We start from the raw sequence: 19,027 nt of genomic DNA on the forward strand, positions 1-19,027 counted from the left end.
GTAAAATGAAAAATAGATATAAATTACAACAAATGCTTGAGGGTGTAGCGGACGAATTAAAAACATCTAGTACGAAGCTTACGGAGATGTATGCAGATGCAAAAACAGATATTAAGGCTAGAACCGAACAAAAAGACACAGTAAAGGACTTGGAAGACAGATTCGACGGATTAAAAGCTCAAATGGATGATTTGGACAAGGCTGATAAAGAAAGATTAGATGCTCAAAATAAAGATAGAGTCTTAGGTATTGATCCAAAAGCTAAAGTCATAAATGCTAAAGCTGAGCTTATAAGAGCAACGATGGCAAACAAGCCAGTGAGCATGGAAGTTAAAGCAGTATTGGGGGATGACAATGCCACTGGTGGAGAAAAACTATTGCCTAAAACAATGTCTAATGAGCTTTTAACAGAGCCATTTGTAAAAAATCCATTAAGAGACATATCAACTTTTACAAATGAGACAAACTTAGAAGTTCCAAAGGTTACATTTACACTAGATGATGATGATTTTATTGCTGATGCTGCAACCGCTAAAGAGCTTAAGGTTGATGGTGATGTAATCCAGTTCATAAGAAAGAAATTTAAAGTGTTTGCTCCAGTCTCTGAAACAATAATCAGAGGTTCAAATGCAAATTTGGTAAATACCGTTCAGTTAGCTTTAGAAGGTGGACTAGCTGCTAAAGAGAAAAAAATAGCGTTTGCTACTAAACCAAAAGTCGGAGAAGAACATATGTCTTTTTATGCTGTAGCAAGTGATGCTTCTACATTGATTAAAACTGTTACTGCAACTACTTTGTATAAAGCGATTAAAGCAGCTGTAGCTGATTTACATGAAGACTACAGAGAAAATGCTAAGATTGTTATGAGATATGTTGATTATATGGATATTGTTGAGGTTTTGGCAAATGGGAACGCTACTTTATATTCCGCACAACCTGAACAAATACTTGGAAAGTCAGCAATTTTCTGTGATAGTGCAGTTAATCCTATAGTCGGTAACTTTGCTTACTCTCACTTTAATTATGATGGAGATATGCCTTACGAGAGAGATAAAGACATAAAAACAGGTATCGAATGCTTTGTATTAACAGCATGGATTGATCACCAAATAAAATTAAAGTCAGCATTTAGAATAGCAAAAGTAACACCCTAGTGAGCCCCTAATACAAGAGGGGTTGCCTTACAGTAAAACAGAATTGGAAGTATTTACAGTGACACAATTAAAAGCTTTATCTGATTATTTGGCAATCGTATATGCTTCAAATGTGTTAAAAGTTACATTGATAGATTCTATATTGGGAAAACAGACGTATCTGCAAGCTTATCTTGAAGGATTAACAATGATAGAGCTTAAAAATATAGCAGATGCAAAAACAATAGTGGATTACTTAACCATGACAAAAATTAAATTAGTAGAAGCAATTCTAGCTACACAAGCGTAGGTGAAAAGTTATGGAATTAAATGAACTGAAAGAATGGCTCAGGGTAGATGGGGAGGATGAAGATAAAACTTTGTCCTCTTTGCTTCTTGTTTCAAAATCTATAATTAAACTAGGAACTGGACTTGCCCAAGAAGATACTGTGGATGATGAAGCGGCTGCTGAACTTTATAAATTAGCACAAAAAATAATTATCACTAATTTTTATGAGGACCGCGGAGCTCCTGGAAAAGAAAATGTAGGGTTAACAAGTTTATATATGCAGCTAGAAGCTTATAAAATGAGTCTTAAATCGGTAATGCTATGAGTAATAAGCTTAAAGCGTCAGATTTAAATAAGAGAATAGATATATGGGGTAAATTAAAATTTAAAAATGAACTAAATGAAATAGACTATAAAGAAGCTAAGATAAAAACAATATGGGCATCAATCGTGCCACAGACTGGTTCATTACAAAAGACACAAGCCGAAACTGTATTAGCCAATACTACGCACAAGATAATAGTAAGATATGGATCTGGTAAGGATATAAAAGAAAGTGACTTTATAATATTTAGAGGGAAGAGATTTGATATTAAGTTTATTTTAAACCCTTATTTTGAAGATGAAAAACTAGAAATTTTTACAGAACAGATTACGGAGTAGGTGATTAAGTAATGGCAGATGGATTTGATACACATGAATTAGATGATTTTGAAAAAGATTTATTACGTTTAGCAAATGATAATCTCCCAAAGGAATCAAAGAAGTTTCTTAAAAAAAGTGCAACAAAATTAAGCAAAGTTCAAAAGAAAGACATTACCTCTTTAAATATCGGGCAACAGGGCTTTGTAATGAAAGATATAATTGCAAGGAGCAAAAGTGGAAAGGTGTATAAATACAATGGTAATTTAAGTTGTAGAGCATACAATGGACACCCTTTAGCTCATTTAATAGACCAAGGCTATATATTAAAAGGTGGTCGCCATCACGACGGAGTTGAAAGTTTTATAAAAGGATACAAATTTATAGATAAGGCACAACGAGAATTTGAGCCCACACATTATGATGATATTCAAAAGTTTATAGATGATATGCTAAATAATCATGGCTTATAGGAGGTGGTCAAAATTGTAACTCTTATAGATATTAATAGAGCAATAGTAGATAACATCACGTTAGCATTGTCAGATACAGAGTTTAAGGATGTAGAGTTTAGCAGTATGAGCATTGAAGAAGACATAATTCGCCCTAGTTTATACCTAGATTTTGATAATAATAAAACAAATAGATTTAACTATAGCCTGAAGGAGCGTAATTTAAATATTAGGCTTTTTTATTTTGCCAAAACCAGGGACAACTCAAAATTTGAGCTTTTAAAAATACAAGATATTTTGGAAAATCTATTTTTGAAAGAGATTAAGATTACAGAGGATTTTTATTTTCCATCAGTAGAAGTTGAATTTGATGTAGACAAGAAAAATGGGTATTTAACTGTGAATTTAGAACTATATAGCTTAGAAGAAATAGATTTTGTTCAAGCCATTATAGATAATACAGAATTTGCAGATGAATTGATATATAACAATAAAATAATATAGAAGGATAGGTGATTATTTAATGACAATACAAAAACCAAATATAGATGTTTCATTCAAACAAAGAGCATTTAGTTTTATACAAAGAAGTGCACGAGGAAATGTAATTCTTATTATTAAAGATGACACAGACAAGACGTTTGCACAAAAAGTTTATAAAACGATAACAGAACTAGAGGTAGATAAATTATTATACACTGAAACAAATTTACAATATATTAAAGATACTCTGCAAGGTGGAGCATTTAAAACTACTGTCATAAGAATAGATATTACTGATACATTTACAAATGGGTTATTATTTGCAGAGCCGCTTAATACTGGGTGGATAGGATTTGCGGATGGACTTCCTGCTGACTATGAAGCTCTTGCTACATGGACTAAAGCAATGAAAACTAAAAAGAAAACATTTATGTCCATAGTATTTAAACCAACATCAGCACCAAATAGTACAAATGTTCATGTTATACAAAATGAAAAAGTAATAGTTACAGATAGCAGAGGAGAAATAACAGGAGATAAATATATTCCCTCGTTGCTTGGATTTTGTGCAGGAGCAAATGTCGAGAAAGGCACTACATATTTAGCTATGTCTAACTTAAAAAGTGTTACTATGCCTATTGATGTAGATGCAGAATTGAAATTAGGTAAAACAGTATTAATAAATGATGAAGATGTAGTTAAAATTGCATTAGGGATAAATAGTTTAACAACTCTTGGAGAAGGTTTGACAGAAGATTTCCAATTTATTGAAACAATAGAAATACAAAATTTAATGTTAGATGATATTACGAAAGAATTTAAAACTTGGATTGGCAGATATAAAAACATTTACGATAATCAAGCAATTTTTATAAGTGCTATAAATACATACTTTAAATTGTTAGAAGATGCTAATATACTAGATAAAAATTATGACAATAAAGCAGATGTAGATATAGATACACAAAGGAAAGCATGGATAACAGTAGACCCAAAAGTGGTAGATTGGTCTGACGCTAAAGTTAAGAATAATGCATTTAAAAGACAATTATTTTTAATAGCAAATGTTAAGATGCTTCAATCTATAACAGATTTAAAATTTATAATAAATATGCAATAAGAGTAAAGAGTAGATAAATTCTACTCATTTTTAATCAATAAGATAATATAAAAGGATAGGTGATTATTTAATGAATAAAGGTAATTTAGTATTAAGTTCAAACGATGCAGAAATGTGGTTTGATGGCGAACCAGTATGGGAATTAAGTAAAGCAAGTGCAAAAACAACTAAAGAAAATGATGATATAACATTTGTGGGAGATAAAACAACATATAAAAAGGGAAAAGGTTATAAGGTAGAAGGTAGTTTTACTGTAAGAAAAATAAACTCTAAGATAACTAAAAAAGTAGCAAATTCTATAAAAACTGGTATAGATTTAGATACAAAAATTATAGCAAAAATGGCTAGAGCAGATGGTTTAGTAGAAAGAGTAGCACTAACGGGAGTAGATATTTCAGAACTAAATTTATTCGATTTAGAATCACAAGGCAATATGGAACAAGAGTTTCCATTTACTGCAAATAACTTTGCGTATTTAGATTTTATAGAATAATTTATCGAAGCATCTTATGGGTGCTTTTTCTTATTAAAATAAACAAATAAAAATAATATAAAAAAGGATGGTATAAATATAAATATGAATACAAGTAAATTAACATTAGAGGATTTTATAAAAAAAGCAACCGATAAATATAATAATAGAAAAATGGTTATAGAAATAGAAATAGAAGGAATGGGAATGGTTACTTTTACTAGACCTTCAGAAAATCAGATATTAACTTATATGAGCAAAAATAGTAAAGCAGTTCAAGGAGAAGAAGGGGCAGACGGAAAAAGAAAAGTTACAGAAATGAATTTTAATCTAATGCTAGAATCAAGCAGAGAGTTAGTTTTCCATTCATGTGCATTTTTAAAAAATCCAGAATTACAAGCATCATTAGATGTCATTGATGGTTATGACGTTGTTACAAAAGTCTTTGGTGTAAATAAAACAATAGACCTTGCAAATGAAATTTCTGATGCATTTGGAGACACAGAAACAGAAGAAGAAGTAAAAAACTAATAAGAGGTAATAAGAAAAATTATGTAGGAGAATTATACTACATATCTTATTACCTCCAAAAAGGTCATAAATTAGAATATTTATTAAATCTAACAGAAATTGAAAGATTATTTTTTATAGAAAGTATGAATTTTCAGATTGAAAATGAAGTTAAATATGATGAAAAGAAAATAAAGGCAATGTTTGGAGGGAAGTAATTCTCTCTTTTTTATTTTATATGCAAGTGAGGTGAAAAAATGAGTAAAACAATCGCAACTATTTTAACATTACAAGATAAAATGAGTGGTGGATTAACTAAAGTATCTAAGAATGTAGGAAATATGAGTGCAGAAATGCAAAGAGCATCTAAACAAAGTTCTAATATGGTTAATAAAATAGGTAAAAGTATGACAATCATATAAAATAGGTAAAAGTATGACAAGTCTAGGTGATAAAATTGTTAAAACTTCTGCTAAATTTTTAGCATTAGGTGCAATTGGCGGAGCAGGTATTATTTTAAAAATTGGAATAGATGGTTTAAAAGAACTAGATGAAGCAAGTGCAAAAGTTAAATCTATAGCACAAGGAGACTTAGAAAAGAAAGATATAAAAAAAGGACTATTAAAGGCTTCTAATAAAACAGGTGTTAAAGTACAAGAACTCGGAGATACTCAGTATAACGCTATTTCATCGGGCGTTAGTGCTAAAGATTCTTTAGAAGCTTCTATGACTTCTTCTAAGCTAGGAAAAGCAGGATTTACAGATGCAAATAGTGCTTTAAAAATTCTAACTGCAACAATGAATGTTTACGGATTATCGGGACAAAAAGCAATGCAAAGTATATCAGATAAAATGCTAGTTACCCAAAATTTGGGAGTAACTACAGTAGCAGAATTAGCAGAAAGTATGGGAAGTTTAACACCTATTGCTAAATCTACGGGATTATCTATTGATGAATTATTAGCAGGTATGGTAGGACTTACAAAAAATGGAATAAAAACAGATGAGGCTGTGACTGCCATGAAGGGGGTTATGACAAGTATTATTTCACCTTCTAAAGAAGCGTCTGATATGGCAAAGAGTTTAGGATTAAATTTTAGTGTAGCAGGTTTAAAATCAAAAGGTTTTGTCGGCTTCATGGAAGAAATTAAAAAGAAAACTGGTGGAAGTACAGAGAAAATGAGTGGCTTATTTGGAAATGTTAGAGCATTATCAGGTGCATTGGTATTAGCAGGAGGTGGATTAAAAGACCTCAAGGGTGGTATGGATGGCATGAAAAATAGTACAGGATTAACAGATAAGGCATTTGAAATTATGGAAAATACGATAGGTTCAAAACTAGATAAATTTAAAAACAGATTTAAAAATACTTGTACTTCTATAGTAGATACGCAGTCAGGTGCACTAGGACAAGTAGCAGATAAAATGGGCAAGTGGCTAGAAGAAAATGAGGGTAAAATTGAAGGTTGGGTTGATAATATAGGAAAAACTATACTTGAAATTTATGATTCTCTTAAAAAAGTTATGGATTTTATGATTAATAATAAATCTACTATAGAAAATTTTGTAATAGTATTTGCTAGTTTTTATGTAGCAACTAAAGCGGTATTAGCATTAGAACTTGCTTTTAAAGGACTAGAAGCAATGATAGTAATTACAAATGGTGCAATGGCACTTTCAGGTGTTGGTTTAGCAATTTTAGCTATTGGTTCTTTAATAGCAATTGGAGTTCTACTATGGAAAAATTGGGACACTGTTAAAGACAAAGCAAATGATTTATGTTTTATGTTAAGCAAAGCATTTGATAATGTAGGAACATTTGTAAAGAATATTTTTAGGGGTATAGCAAACGCATTTATAGAAGACGTAAATAGAATGATAGACCTTATTAATAAATTGCCAGGAATTAAAATAAATATGGTTGAAAAGTATAGAATGGAAGATTATAATCCTCTTGCAAAACCAAAAGGAGATTCTGCAAGTAGGAGTTATGATGCACGAGCTAATGCAGAACAGGCAAAAAAAACTATATCAAAGCCAGCTACATTAGATAAATATACATCAATGAATAGATTCCCTAAGAAAGCACTAGGAACACAATACAGTTATGGTGGAGCAACAATAATAAATGACCGCAGAGGTGGAGAATTAGTTGATTTACCTTCAGGAGCAAAGGTTATTCCTGCCGACAAAACGGATAAGATTTTAGGTGGAAAAGGTGGACTAACTGTACAGGTAATAGTACAAGGAAATGTAATAGGAAATGAAGAATATGCTGAATATTTAGGTAATCACATAGTTGGAAAAGTACGATTAGCATATTCAAACATGTAAAGAGTGGTTTTATAATCACTCTTATTTTTATAAAAAAGGATGGTGGTTATAATAGCAGATATTTATTTATACACAATGGATAGAAAACAAGTGTGGCAATTTCCAACTTTACCTGAAGAATTTCCAACAATGAATTTACAATCAAAAAATGAAGAATTTTCAACATTTAATAATGGAGATTTTAATATCTTAAATGGAGTTGGGTTAAAGAGTTTTAGCATGGGGTTTATGTTACCCTTGCATGAATATAATTTCAACAAATGTGATTATAATAATACACAAAATATAGTAAATTTGCTTATGACTAGCATGGTTGAAAAATTCCCTGTTAAATTTATTTTTAAAGATAATAATAGCAAAGGTAGTGATGGGTTCGAAAATGAGGGATATGGGAATATTGTAGTTTCTGTAGAAAAATTTGAACACCATTTCGATAGGAATTTAGATGTAATTTTTCAAGGCGAATTTAAAGAGTATAGGGTGATAAAATGAGCAAATATGAATTGAGTATACTAGCAGGTGGAGGTAAATGGATTGATGCTTTACCACGTAGCAACTCTATTTCTTGGGGAAGTGATAAAGATACATTAGGCGTGGAGCTAAGTTTTACAAGTTTATTTGATTTAACGGAAGGTAATACTCACGTTAAATTTAAAATCAATAATCGACCTACATTTAATGGTGTTGTCGTTAAAAAAATCAAGAACAAAACTTATTTTAGTTATGTTTGTTTTGACTACGCATGGTATATCAACAAAAATGAGACAATTATTCAATTTAATAAAATAAATGCATCTGATGCAATAGAACAATTGTGTTCAAAATTTGGGGTTAAGTGTGATGTAGTGAAAATAGATTACACAGTACAAGAAGCTAAGAAAGTTACCGTAAAAACTAAGGTAGATAAAACTATTAAACTAAAAAGTGGAAAAACTAAAGTAGCAAAAAGAGTTGTTAAAACTAAAATAACCACATTGATAAGTAAGATTTATAAAGACATGACAATTAGTGCAATCATAGAGGATATTTTGGAACAAGCAGAACATGAATTAGGTATAAAATTTATAAAGGAAATGATAGGAGATATTTTATATATTAGGAAACAAATAGAATATAAACTTTTTCCTACATTTCTAATAAGTGATGATTTAACTGTAAATTCAAGTATAGAAAATATGAAAAATAAGGTAATAGTAGTTTCCAGTGATGAAAAAAATAATAAAATTTTAGCTACTGCATTAGATTCTAAAAATATTAAAAGTTATGGAAGTTTTCAAGAGGTTATAAGTGTAGAGCAAAAAGATGAAAGTAAAGCTAAAAATATAGCAAATAATTTTTTAAAAGCTAATAATAAAATATTTAAAGATACAACTATAAATTTAATAATAATAGATGGTGGAGAAGAGATAAGAGCAAATAGGTCAGTAGGAGTAAATATAAAATCTATGGGTTTGAATGGTTGGTATAATATAAAAAGTTGTTCAAATAGTTTGATTAACAATCAACAAAAATGTTCATTAACCTTAGAGTGGTAGGAGGTATAAAATGGGTAATTATGCAGTAGATATTGCAAAAGCTATTAAACAAAGAAATAATATAAAACCTATGGGTAATTTAGTGGGAACGGTATTATCTATAGCACCATTAAAGATTGGAATTTTAGGTAATGAAGTAATCTTAGATAATAGCAATAGTTTTATATGTAATAGTATGAAAGAAAAAACAGAAAGAAAAGCTACATTAAAGATAGATGGATATACAATAGGAGCAACTGCAATAGATAGTAGAGGGGATAGTAGTATTGGCATAAATGTACCTCTTAAAAACGACTACAATGCAGTTATAACCTATAAAGAAATTTTAAAAATTGATGATAAGGTGCTTGTTATTTCAGACGTTTCAGGACAAACTTTTTTTATTGTAGATAAAGTTGAGGCGATATAAATGGATAGTATTTTACCATTTATAGATATAGAAGAAGAAGCAATTTTAGAAGATTTTGATAATGTTACTGAGGAAACTACAATAACACCATTAGGAAAAGCCTTAAAGTTTGATTTTACAGAGAAAAAATTCATAATAATAGATGGAAAGAATATAAAAGTTGAAAATGTTGAGCAAATAAAACAATGGATTGATTTAATTTTATTAACCTATAAAGATAAAGTTAATGTTTATAATAATACAGATTTTTATTGTAATGTAGAAGACCTTATAGGTCAAAAGTTAAATATTGTTATAGAAACAGAATTAAAATTAGAAATAAAAGATGCACTTTTAAAACATAGATGCATAGATAAAGTTCAGGATTTTAAAATCAGTCAAATAAAAAGAACTTTGACAGTAGAGTTCACAGTTATTTTAAAAGACAATTCTATCATAAATATTAATCAAAATTTATAGAAGGTGAGGTGAAATATATGTATGAAGCTAAAACGGTAGATAATATTAATCAAGAAATGTTATCAAATATTTCTGATGAATATGAAAAAACAGAAGGTAATGCGACCGCTGATATTATTAAAAGTTTTGCAATGGAGAGTAATAACATTTGGTTGGGGTTGCAAACTTTATTTAATAAATTAGATGTGGACAAGTTAGTTGGAGATGATTTAACACAATATTGTACCCAAAGAAAAGGTATTGATAGAAAAATTGCTACATTTTCAAAAGCTATTTTAACTATTACAGGTAATGGAAATATAGCCATTGGAGACTTATTTGCAACTGTTAATGGTATACAATTTAAGTCATTACAAAACTTAACAATAATTGATGTAGGTACAATAAGTGTAGAAGCATTAATAGCAGGAAGTAGTGGGAATGTAGGCAGTGGAAGTATAACTCAATTTCCAGTAACAATTGCAGGTATTATAAGTTGTAATAATGTTAATTCGAGTTTTGATGGATTTGCTGAAGAAACAGATAAGCTTTTAAGAGAACGATACTATGAAGCTTTAAGAATACCTGCTACTTCTGGAAATAAATTTCATTATATATTATGGGCAAGAAAAATAGTAGGTGTAGGAGATGCTAAAGTTATTCCACTATGGAACGGTGCTAATACTGTAAAAGTAATAATTATAGACTCTAATAAACAGGTTGCTAGTACAGATATAATTAAAAAGGTACAGGATTATATAGACCCTAATACAACTGGAATAGGAGAAGGCGAAGCACCCATAGGAGCATATTGTACGGTGGTTTCTGCTACTTCAAAATTAATTAATATAGAAGTAGATATACAAGAAGTACAAAATTATACATTAGAAAATATTAAAAACAATATAAAATTAAATATAATATCATATCTACAGGAAATAGCTTTTAAACAAGATTATGTAAGCTATGCAAAAATATCTAGCATAATATTAGCTACCGAGGGAGTACAGGATTTTACAAACCTAAAAGTTAATACTGGAATTGCTAACATATCTATAGGAACAGAAGAGGTTGGAATAGTAGGTGGGGTGACAATAATATAATGCAAAAAGATAATTTAATCCAAAATATGCATGAAATATTTAGAGATGATTTATGGTTGTTAGAAATATTTAAAAGTGGTGGAATTGAATTAGATACAATAAAAAGTGCCATGGTCGAACTAGAAAAACAATACAATTTCAAGACTATTTCTTTAGAATTTCTGCCCTACTATGAAAGGGTATTAGGAATAAAAACTAACCCATTAAATTCAATAGAAGATAGAAGAAGTTATATTGAAGCCAAGTGGAAATCGGACAGTAAATGTGATTTAGCATCTATTAAGGCAGTATGTAAGAGTTGGAAAGGTGGACATGTAGCAGTTGACTTTATAAATGGAAAGATACAATTAAGATTTATAGATGTTGGTGGAGTTCCAACTGATTTACAAGGACTTTTGGAATTAGTAGACGATATTAAACCTGCTCATTTGCCATTTTCATATATTTTTATATATCTTTATTGGGACTTATTTGAGAGTTGGAACTTTAACTGGAATGGTTTAGAATCAAAGAATTTAACATGGGATTTACTAGAAGTAAAAGTTACGAATTAAGGAGAGTGATTAATAAATGGGCAGTACAAATAAAACGCCTAATATTGGGCTAAATAATTGGATAGGTACAGATTTAATAAAACGAGACGATTTTAATGCAGATAATACAATTATAGATACAAAAATAAAAGATAACATAGATAAAATAACCGCACTAAATGGAACTGGTGCAGTAAAGGAAAAAGCTAACCTAGAGTATGTTAATACAAAATTCTCAGATATGTCCTCTAAAGTACCACATTTGGGTACAACAACTAATGTTGGAGATATTTATAATATAAATACAACAGAAATCATTAATGCAAATCAAAAATTTACTATAAAATTTAATACTTCTAGTATATCTACACCAGCATTAAAGATGAATAATACTAGTACACCATTACTAATTAAAAAGGCTAATGGAAGTAATGCTAAATTGTACGCTAGTGTATATACACTATTTTTTGATGGTTCAAATTTTATCCTATTGGGTGAAGGAGGTGATGAATTAAGTGGAAACTTTATTGCTAGTGATGTATTGTCTGGAAAAACTGGATATAGTGATAACTCCCTAGTTAAGTTAACTGGCACAATGCCTAACCTAAAAAATACTACTTTAAAAGTAGGTGGAGGTTCAAGTATAGTATCTCTTGTAGAAGACCCTAATTATTTAGGAATACACTCAATATTGAAAGTATTTTTACAGGATTTAGGATATATAGATAACTCTACACAAATGCAACAACGTATACTAAATTTAACTGCAAGTAATATAAAATCAGGTGTACAAGTAGGTGGAACAGTTGGAATAACAGGTACTTTTACTGATGATGCAACCGTCACAGCAAGTGAACTATTAGGTGGTAAAACTGCATATGTAAAAGGAGCAAAAGTAACAGGAACAATGCCTAATAATAGTGGTATAAATACAGCCTGTGTAGCTGTTGAGGGGTATAGTACACCCAATAGAATATACCTTAACCCTGTGAAAGGTTATTATGATGGCAGTGGTTCTACTTATTATGATGATGCTAATTTTACATCTGCTAATATTAAAGCCAATACTAAGATATTTGGATTGTTAGGAAAAGCCAGTGTTGTAGAAACTTCTGATGCAAACGCAAATGCAGATGGTATTATTACAGGAAAATCTGCTTATGTTAATGGAGTAAAAGTAACAGGTAATATACCTAATAATGGTGCGATTAATAGGACACCTACTACTTCATCTCAATCAATACCAACAGGCTACACAACGGGTGGAACGATAGGAGCGGTTGTAGTCCCCGTTGATAAAGTATTAGCAGGAACTATTATAGCAGGTGCAAATGGAACTATGCTTAATAATGGAAGTCAGACAGCAACAATAACTACACAAGGTGGAACAAAAGTAATTCCGTCAGGCTATACTTCAGGAGGTACAATAACTGCAAGTTTAGCTAGTAATACTGCAATCAGTACAACTCAAACATATGGTGGTCAAGTTACTACAATACCAGCTGGTTACTATGCTTCTGCTGGTCAAGTTACTAACAATATTTCGGTAGCAAGTTTAGGTGGTAAGTGCTACGCAAGTGGTAGCGCAGTAAATGATTCATCTGGTTATATCACGGTTGCTGGACTAGATTTTACGCCTAGTTTTGTTACCGTAGATAATACATTTTGGTCAGAACAACAGACAGCTTCAACGTATGAGTTTCAGTCAGTTACTAGTGTTTCTAATATGAATTTCCGTGGTCAAAATGGGTTATTTACTTGCAAAGTAAACTCCCCTGCATATACGGCGAAAACTGTATATTGGCACGCATATGGGAATAAATAAATAAATAGGAGGTATTGGAAAAATGGAATATGGAAAAAGAATAATATTTGATAAATTAACAGGTAAAGTTTTAGATAATTGTTTTGAGGAAATGAGTGGTAATTTACAAGAAGGATTACGACCACTACAAATTGACTTCATAGATTTACCTTTTGGAGATATAAGACTCAAAGAGGTATTATCTTATCATATAGACACTATTACTAAATCTATTGTGGTGGATAGTAAAGCAGAGCATGTACAAACAGATGCAGAAAAAATAGTACAATTAGAAACTAAATTATTAGAAAGCGAAGGTGTATTATAATGGTAGTAATAAAACAGTATTTGGTAGATATTTTGGTTAAAAAAATAAGCACACAAGAGATGAATTTTAAAACCAATGAACCTTTCAGAACAGAGGATATTTTAATAGCGGAATATAAAACTGCTACAGAAAATGCTTTATTAGCTTTAGCAGAAGTTGTTTAGTTTCTGAGTAATAATAGGAAACTATCACGACACAACTTAATTATTTTTAAAGGGCAATATATGGGCTAGCAATAGTCTTTTTTCTTTGTCCTATTGCTATAAAGTCAAGCAAGTGTCTTATTCAAGAAGAAGAAATAAAATGAATAATAAGTAATTAATGTATTAAAAATATATTTTTAATAAAAAAGAGGATATTATGTATAAATATAGAATAATATAAGCATAGCTAAATTATACTTTAGATGGCCATCTAATATAGGGGAGAAATTTCATGTTAAAAAACTTTAGTAAAAAAATGTCAATGGTTTTATTATGTTCAAGCTTAATTTTTAACTCTATGCCTGCATTTGCAAGCACAAATGCATCACCTAAGGATTCTAGTAAGACAACTGAAACTAAAATAGCATTAGATGGAATTAAATATAGAACACCTGAACTAACAAATAAATTCAGTACTGAGGATAAATCGAAAACGTTGGCTTCTAAAACTAGAGAATCTACTACATTGGTAGACGGTCAAACTGATTATAAAAGCGTTGGGAAAGGTTATACGGCGTTATATATTATAACTGTTCCTGATGAAAGTGTAAGATTTTTTAACATAACGGGTTCTTGCCCGGTAAAAAGTTCTTTAATAGCTAGTGGAAGGGAGCAATTTATTTCTTATGATTCGGGTGCTTCTAGAAACTCGAATATAATTTCTACAGTGTTACTTCCAGGAATGACTTATATATTGAAGATCACCCCACAAGAGGCTACAACGATTGCAGTAAGCATGAGTGTTGGAGGGAACAATGAATCATGGGTTAATTGTGGCAACGATAGTAATACTTACAATACAACTTGGACAGAAAAAAATATGTTATTAGGTCAGAATACTGATGGATATGGTATTGAATTTCAGAAGCCAGGAACATATAGTATCAGTGTAACAAATAGTATTAGTAGCTTATCATTAACTTTAGTTGGTACTAATTATACAAATCCTATAATAAACCTACCTATTCCACCTATGGTTTATACCTTCCCTACTAATATTACGGTAACAGCAGCAGAGGCGGGTCAACTCAATTATAGGTTACTACTTAAGAGTAACGGGGTTGCACATAATGGCTCAGCTTATACTGTTACAATTACAAAAGTGAGTTAAGATATTAAATTAGAAATTTAGATTTTTAACAAAATAAAGTTAAAAAGCACTCTAGCAATAGAGTGTTTTTTATTGAACAATAGGAAAATATGGCGACACAACTAAGGGCACTCGTAAGAGTGTCTTTTATATTACATTAAAATGCAGATATCTTGAAGCTATTTACAATCATAATCCTACTTTCGCTACAATTGTTAGTGGAAGGAGGGATATTATGATACAACTGAAAGAAATAACACAAAAAATTGAAGAACTCAGAACTTTAATGCATCAGTTAATGAATGAAAAAGAAAAATTAACTGACCCAGAATTAGTAGTGCTTAGCCAAAAGCTAGATGATCTACTAAACGAATATGATAGATTAATAAATAGAAGTTAATAATTTATCATATCAAATCAAAATTGCACAGTAACTAAGGGGACTTTAATAGTCCTCTTTCTAATTTTAAAAATATAGGAGGTGCACCATGAACGATGATCTATGCTTAGAAAAACATAATGGAATAAAAGAAAAATTAGAATTGCATGATAAAAGATTAAATAATCACTCAGAAAGAATAGATAAATTGGAACAAGGCCAATCAGAATTTAAAGTGGAAATAAAAAATTTATGTGAAAATATAAAAAATCTAACAAGCACAATGAAATGGTTTATGGGAATTTGGGTAACAAGTTTACTTGGATTCTTTTTTTATGCAATTCAGCAAAATATATTTAAATAGGAGGATAAGATTATGAATTTTGGAATAAATGATGGCCACACAATTAGTGGGTTCGGCAGTGGAGCAGTAGGCATTATAAAAGAGGGAGAACATACAAGGCTAGTCGGTGCAGAGGTCAGAAGGCTACTTAAAGAAGCTGGCCATAACGCTATAAATTGCACTGTAGATTCTGCAAATAGTGTTAATCAAAGTTTATCTTTAATAATGGATCAAGCAAATAGACAGGATTTGGATTGGTTTATATCTATACATTTTAATGCTGGGGGAGGTGAGGGCGTAGAAGCCTATACTTATGCGGGCAGACAATATCAGGATGCAATAGATGTGTGCGCTAATATCTCTAAGCTAGGCTTTAAAAATAGAGGTGTTAAAGATGGTAAAGGACTTTATGTAATAAGACGAACTGTTGCAAAATCCATGCTAATAGAGGTTTGCTTTATAGATACTGCAGACGCTAACCATTACTTAAATGTAGGATATAAAGTTATTGCTAAAGCAATTGTTAGCGGATTATTAGGACAAGTAGCACCAATAATTAAACCAGTAGTTATAAACAATGCAAAAAACGGAATAGTTACCGCAACTGTATTGAATGTAAGAGAATTGCCAAACACATCAAGCAAAATCATAGGTCAATTGTCTAAGGGCACTATGGTTAAAATAGATAAAAAAACAGGGAATTGGTACTCAATTTTTTATGGTAATCATGGCGGATATGTAAGTGCAGATTTTATAAAATAATAAAATTTTAGGAGGAATATATTATGTCAAATCAAACAATACAATTAATAACAATGGTAATAGTTTTAACAGGCGTTTTAGGTGCCATAGTAGTAAGCGTAAAAGAATTGACGCCTAGATAGTTAAAGTTACCTTTGCTAAAATTACAGATAGTAAGAATAGGAGGTTATCTGTAATGGCAAAAAAAAATAATGATATAACCTGGAGAGGATTTTTAGAAAAGTTTTCTTCTTATGAAGGGACTGTAACCAGCTTTTGTAAAGAAAATAATATTAGCAAGAGTCAGTTCTACTATTATAAAAATAAATTTAAACAATCAAATAAGCCAACATTTCATGCTATAGCAATTAATAATGAAAAATCCAACCCCAAAGCAGTAAACAAAAGTGTAAAAGGATGTAGTGATATAAGAATCGAGATCGGTAAAATTAATATATTTATACCTGCAAATGAACTAGAACTATTATCAAATATACTTAAGGAACTAAGTAAATCATGCTAAATATTGATAAGGTTAACACTGTATATTTAGCTTGCGGCGTAACAGATTTAAGAAGAAGCATAGATGGATTATCAATGGTAGTACAAACAGACTTAAAATTAGACCCCTTTGAAAAAGCATTATTTGTGTTTTGCAATAAACAAATGAATAAGCTTAAAATACTACATTTTGATAATGGATTTTGGTTATATTATTATAGATTAGAAAAAAGTAGGTTTAAATGGCCAATGACAAAGGCGGAAGCCTTAAAAGTAAATATAGAAGAACTAGGTTGGCTACTAAAAGGTTATGAGGTAAGAACAACCTCAAAATTCAAGCCGATTAAGGAAAAAAACTACTATTAAAACCACATAAAAAAACCTCTTGACCCTTGATAAATCAAGGGTTTTCTGCTATAATATAAGTATAAAAACTTTAGAAGAGGTAATTGAAATGAATGACTTAAATATTGAAGAACAATTAGATTATAAAACAAAAAACATAATTTCTAAGATGGAAAAAGAGATAGAATTAAAGGATAAAGAAATTAGAGAGCTTAAAAATGAACTTTCATTTTTAAAAAATCAAGTTCTTAATAAGAATAAAAAAATATTCGGTAAGTCTAGCGAGCAGATGGATAGCAACCAAATATCTCTTTTTGACGAAGCAGAAAAGTTTTGTGATTCAAAAGTGGCGGAGCCAACCATTGAAGAAATAACATATAAGAGAAAAAAGGCCTCTTCTTATGTAGGAAAGAAAGATAATCTAGCTAATTTGGAAAGAGTAATTATCGAGCATAAATTGGACGAGGATAAGGCTAATTGCGATAAGTGCAATGGGCAATTTGTTGTTATAGGATCAAAATCAAAAGAAATTCTAAAATATAAACCAGCAGAGCTATATATAGAGGAACATGTAACCTATAGCTACGCTTGTAAATCCTGTGAAGAAGCTGAAGGTAAAGCAAATATAATTACTACAAAAGCGCCTAACAGCTTGCTATATAAAAGTATGGCATCTAACGAATTAATAAGCCATGTAATAAATCTTAAATATCAATATGCGCTACCGCTTTATAGACAGGAAACGTATTTTGATATGCTTGGTGCAAATCTTTCTAGGCAAACATTGTCCAATTGGATAATCGGTGCTGCAAAAGAGTTTGAACCTGTCTACGACATGATGAAGGAAGAACTATTAAAAAGCCATTATATCCAGGCTGATGAAACCACTGTAGTAGTTGTGGACTCTAAAGGAGAAGATTCCAAGGCTAAAAAATATATGTGGTTATACAAAACTGGTGAATATAAAGATCCAATTATTTTGTATGACTATCAAAAGACAAGATCAAGCTCCTGCCCTAAAGGATTTTTAAAGGGATTTTCTGGGATAATCCAAACAGATGGCTACGCCGGCTATAATTCTGTAGAGAATGTAAAAAGGCTGTACTGTTTGGCTCATATTAGGAGAAAATACTTTGATATAGTTACAAAGCTAGATAAAGAAGCCCTAAAAAATTCTCGAGCAGTTATAGGGTTTAATTTTTGCGAGCAACTTTATAAAATCGAAAAAGATTTAAGAGAGAACTATGCTGGTGAAGATGATTACTACGAAAAGCGCTATGAAACAAGACTTGAAAAATCAACACCAATTATTGAAGAATTTATAAAGTATGTGGATATAGAAATAAATAGTGCATTGCCAAGAAGTCCATTGGGCGCAGCCTTAGAATATAGCCGAAAGCTATTACCGAGCTTCAGAATTTTTTTAACTGATGGATCCTTAGAAATCGATAATAATGCATCCGAAAGATCAATAAAACCTTTCGTTATTGGTAGAAAAAACTGGCTTATGTGTAATACTCCTAAGGGAGCAAGAGCAAGTGCAACAATATATAGCGTAGTAGAAACGGCTAAGGCAAATGGGTTAGTGGTAGAAAAGTATTTAGTGTATTTAATGGATGTGTTGTGTAATTTAGAAAACAAGGATAACAATACGCTATTAAAATACATGCCTTGGTCCAAGGAATTACCTGAAACCGTAAAACTTCAAAATAGGAATCTTCATGGCAAAAAAGATTAAAATAAAATCCAGTAGAAAAGCACTTGCTGCTTACTACTGGATTTAGTTTATCAAAGAATTTCCTGAAAATACATACGGAGAATTTTTGACGCTTACCCATAG

At 30.6% G+C, this 19,027-nt stretch carries 27 protein-coding genes; all 27 read left to right on the plus strand.

Annotated elements, in window-relative coordinates:
- Positions 1-5 precede the first annotated feature (5 nt).
- On the plus strand, positions 6-1,154 hold the full coding sequence (locus tag G9F70_RS02655) for a phage major capsid protein (RefSeq protein ID WP_164946075.1): 1,149 nt from the start codon (positions 6-8) through the stop codon (positions 1,152-1,154).
- 22 nt (positions 1,155-1,176) lie between these two features.
- Positions 1,177-1,443 carry a hypothetical protein gene (locus G9F70_RS02660; RefSeq protein WP_224617384.1) on the plus strand — a complete coding sequence of 89 codons (267 nt, stop codon included), beginning with the start codon at positions 1,177-1,179 and terminating at the stop codon, positions 1,441-1,443.
- Between the two features lie 10 nt (positions 1,444-1,453).
- Positions 1,454-1,747, plus strand: a complete 294-nt coding sequence (locus G9F70_RS02665) for a head-tail connector protein (protein ID WP_164946077.1) — start codon at positions 1,454-1,456, stop codon at positions 1,745-1,747.
- Positions 1,744-2,085 carry a phage head closure protein gene (locus G9F70_RS02670; RefSeq protein WP_164946078.1) on the plus strand — a complete coding sequence of 114 codons (342 nt, stop codon included), beginning with the start codon at positions 1,744-1,746 and terminating at the stop codon, positions 2,083-2,085. The genes G9F70_RS02665 and G9F70_RS02670 overlap by 4 nt, the downstream gene beginning before the upstream one ends.
- Before the next feature lie 11 nt (positions 2,086-2,096).
- Positions 2,097-2,537 (plus strand): HK97 gp10 family phage protein, encoded by a 441-nt coding sequence (locus tag G9F70_RS02675; protein WP_164946079.1) that lies wholly within the window; start codon positions 2,097-2,099, stop codon positions 2,535-2,537.
- Positions 2,538-2,540: 3 nt separating this feature from the next.
- Complete coding sequence (locus G9F70_RS02680; RefSeq protein WP_164946080.1) at positions 2,541-3,020, plus strand: DUF6838 family protein; 480 nt, start codon at positions 2,541-2,543, stop codon at positions 3,018-3,020.
- A 19-nt stretch (positions 3,021-3,039) separates the two neighbouring features.
- On the plus strand, positions 3,040-4,119 hold the full coding sequence (locus tag G9F70_RS02685) for a phage tail sheath C-terminal domain-containing protein (protein WP_164946081.1): 1,080 nt from the start codon (positions 3,040-3,042) through the stop codon (positions 4,117-4,119).
- Between the two features lie 70 nt (positions 4,120-4,189).
- Positions 4,190-4,612 (plus strand): phage tail tube protein, encoded by a 423-nt coding sequence (locus tag G9F70_RS02690; RefSeq protein WP_164946082.1) that lies wholly within the window; start codon positions 4,190-4,192, stop codon positions 4,610-4,612.
- Positions 4,613-4,696: 84 nt separating this feature from the next.
- Positions 4,697-5,122, plus strand: coding sequence for a hypothetical protein (locus G9F70_RS02695; RefSeq protein WP_164946083.1), 426 nt, complete (start codon positions 4,697-4,699; stop codon positions 5,120-5,122).
- Positions 5,123-5,358: 236 nt separating this feature from the next.
- Positions 5,359-5,523 carry a hypothetical protein gene (locus G9F70_RS02700; protein ID WP_164946084.1) on the plus strand — a complete coding sequence of 55 codons (165 nt, stop codon included), beginning with the start codon at positions 5,359-5,361 and terminating at the stop codon, positions 5,521-5,523.
- A gap of 13 nt (positions 5,524-5,536) precedes the next feature.
- On the plus strand, positions 5,537-7,435 hold the full coding sequence (locus G9F70_RS02705) for a phage tail tape measure protein (protein WP_164946085.1): 1,899 nt from the start codon (positions 5,537-5,539) through the stop codon (positions 7,433-7,435).
- Between the two features lie 75 nt (positions 7,436-7,510).
- Complete coding sequence (locus G9F70_RS02710; RefSeq protein ID WP_224617385.1) at positions 7,511-7,927, plus strand: hypothetical protein; 417 nt, start codon at positions 7,511-7,513, stop codon at positions 7,925-7,927.
- The gene (locus G9F70_RS02715) at positions 7,924-8,970 is read left to right on the plus strand and encodes a hypothetical protein (RefSeq protein ID WP_164946087.1); all 1,047 of its coding nucleotides are present in this window, start codon (positions 7,924-7,926) and stop codon (positions 8,968-8,970) included. Before G9F70_RS02710 ends, G9F70_RS02715 begins: the two co-directional genes overlap by 4 nt.
- A gap of 10 nt (positions 8,971-8,980) precedes the next feature.
- Positions 8,981-9,379: a DUF2577 family protein gene (locus G9F70_RS02720; protein WP_164946088.1), complete on the plus strand. Its 399-nt coding sequence runs from the start codon at positions 8,981-8,983 to the stop codon at positions 9,377-9,379.
- Positions 9,380-9,838 (plus strand): DUF2634 domain-containing protein, encoded by a 459-nt coding sequence (locus G9F70_RS02725; protein ID WP_164946089.1) that lies wholly within the window; start codon positions 9,380-9,382, stop codon positions 9,836-9,838.
- Between the two features lie 17 nt (positions 9,839-9,855).
- Positions 9,856-10,920, plus strand: coding sequence for a baseplate J/gp47 family protein (locus G9F70_RS02730; protein ID WP_164946090.1), 1,065 nt, complete (start codon positions 9,856-9,858; stop codon positions 10,918-10,920).
- Positions 10,920-11,474, plus strand: a complete 555-nt coding sequence (locus G9F70_RS02735) for a putative phage tail protein (protein ID WP_164946091.1) — start codon at positions 10,920-10,922, stop codon at positions 11,472-11,474. The genes G9F70_RS02730 and G9F70_RS02735 overlap by 1 nt, the downstream gene beginning before the upstream one ends.
- A gap of 16 nt (positions 11,475-11,490) precedes the next feature.
- Entirely contained in the window at positions 11,491-13,278 is a 1,788-nt protein-coding gene (locus tag G9F70_RS02740; protein WP_164946092.1) for a hypothetical protein, read from the plus strand.
- 22 nt (positions 13,279-13,300) lie between these two features.
- On the plus strand, positions 13,301-13,585 hold the full coding sequence (locus tag G9F70_RS02745; protein ID WP_164946093.1) for a hypothetical protein: 285 nt from the start codon (positions 13,301-13,303) through the stop codon (positions 13,583-13,585).
- Positions 13,585-13,749 carry a hypothetical protein gene (locus G9F70_RS02750; protein ID WP_164946094.1) on the plus strand — a complete coding sequence of 55 codons (165 nt, stop codon included), beginning with the start codon at positions 13,585-13,587 and terminating at the stop codon, positions 13,747-13,749. Before G9F70_RS02745 ends, G9F70_RS02750 begins: the two co-directional genes overlap by 1 nt.
- A 271-nt stretch (positions 13,750-14,020) precedes the next feature.
- Positions 14,021-14,899 (plus strand): hypothetical protein, encoded by an 879-nt coding sequence (locus G9F70_RS02755; protein WP_164946095.1) that lies wholly within the window; start codon positions 14,021-14,023, stop codon positions 14,897-14,899.
- A 214-nt stretch (positions 14,900-15,113) separates the two neighbouring features.
- Complete coding sequence (locus tag G9F70_RS02760; protein WP_164946096.1) at positions 15,114-15,278, plus strand: aspartyl-phosphate phosphatase Spo0E family protein; 165 nt, start codon at positions 15,114-15,116, stop codon at positions 15,276-15,278.
- Positions 15,279-15,366: 88 nt separating this feature from the next.
- Entirely contained in the window at positions 15,367-15,621 is a 255-nt protein-coding gene (locus G9F70_RS02765; RefSeq protein WP_164946097.1) for a hemolysin XhlA family protein, read from the plus strand.
- A gap of 12 nt (positions 15,622-15,633) precedes the next feature.
- Positions 15,634-16,362 carry an N-acetylmuramoyl-L-alanine amidase gene (locus tag G9F70_RS02770; protein ID WP_224617386.1) on the plus strand — a complete coding sequence of 243 codons (729 nt, stop codon included), beginning with the start codon at positions 15,634-15,636 and terminating at the stop codon, positions 16,360-16,362.
- A 175-nt stretch (positions 16,363-16,537) separates the two neighbouring features.
- Positions 16,538-16,864 carry an IS66 family insertion sequence element accessory protein TnpA gene (tnpA, locus tag G9F70_RS02775; protein ID WP_164948085.1) on the plus strand — a complete coding sequence of 109 codons (327 nt, stop codon included), beginning with the start codon at positions 16,538-16,540 and terminating at the stop codon, positions 16,862-16,864.
- Positions 16,858-17,208 (plus strand): IS66 family insertion sequence element accessory protein TnpB, encoded by a 351-nt coding sequence (tnpB, locus tag G9F70_RS02780; protein WP_164948086.1) that lies wholly within the window; start codon positions 16,858-16,860, stop codon positions 17,206-17,208. The genes tnpA and tnpB overlap by 7 nt, the downstream gene beginning before the upstream one ends.
- Before the next feature lie 88 nt (positions 17,209-17,296).
- Complete coding sequence (gene tnpC, locus G9F70_RS02785; RefSeq protein WP_164948087.1) at positions 17,297-18,925, plus strand: IS66 family transposase; 1,629 nt, start codon at positions 17,297-17,299, stop codon at positions 18,923-18,925.
- Positions 18,926-19,027 lie beyond the last annotated feature (102 nt).

Origin of the sequence: Clostridium sp. FP1, assembly GCF_011065975.2 — a bacterium.
Taxonomy (GTDB): Bacteria; Bacillota; Clostridia; order Clostridiales; family Clostridiaceae; genus Clostridium_AD; species Clostridium_AD tagluense.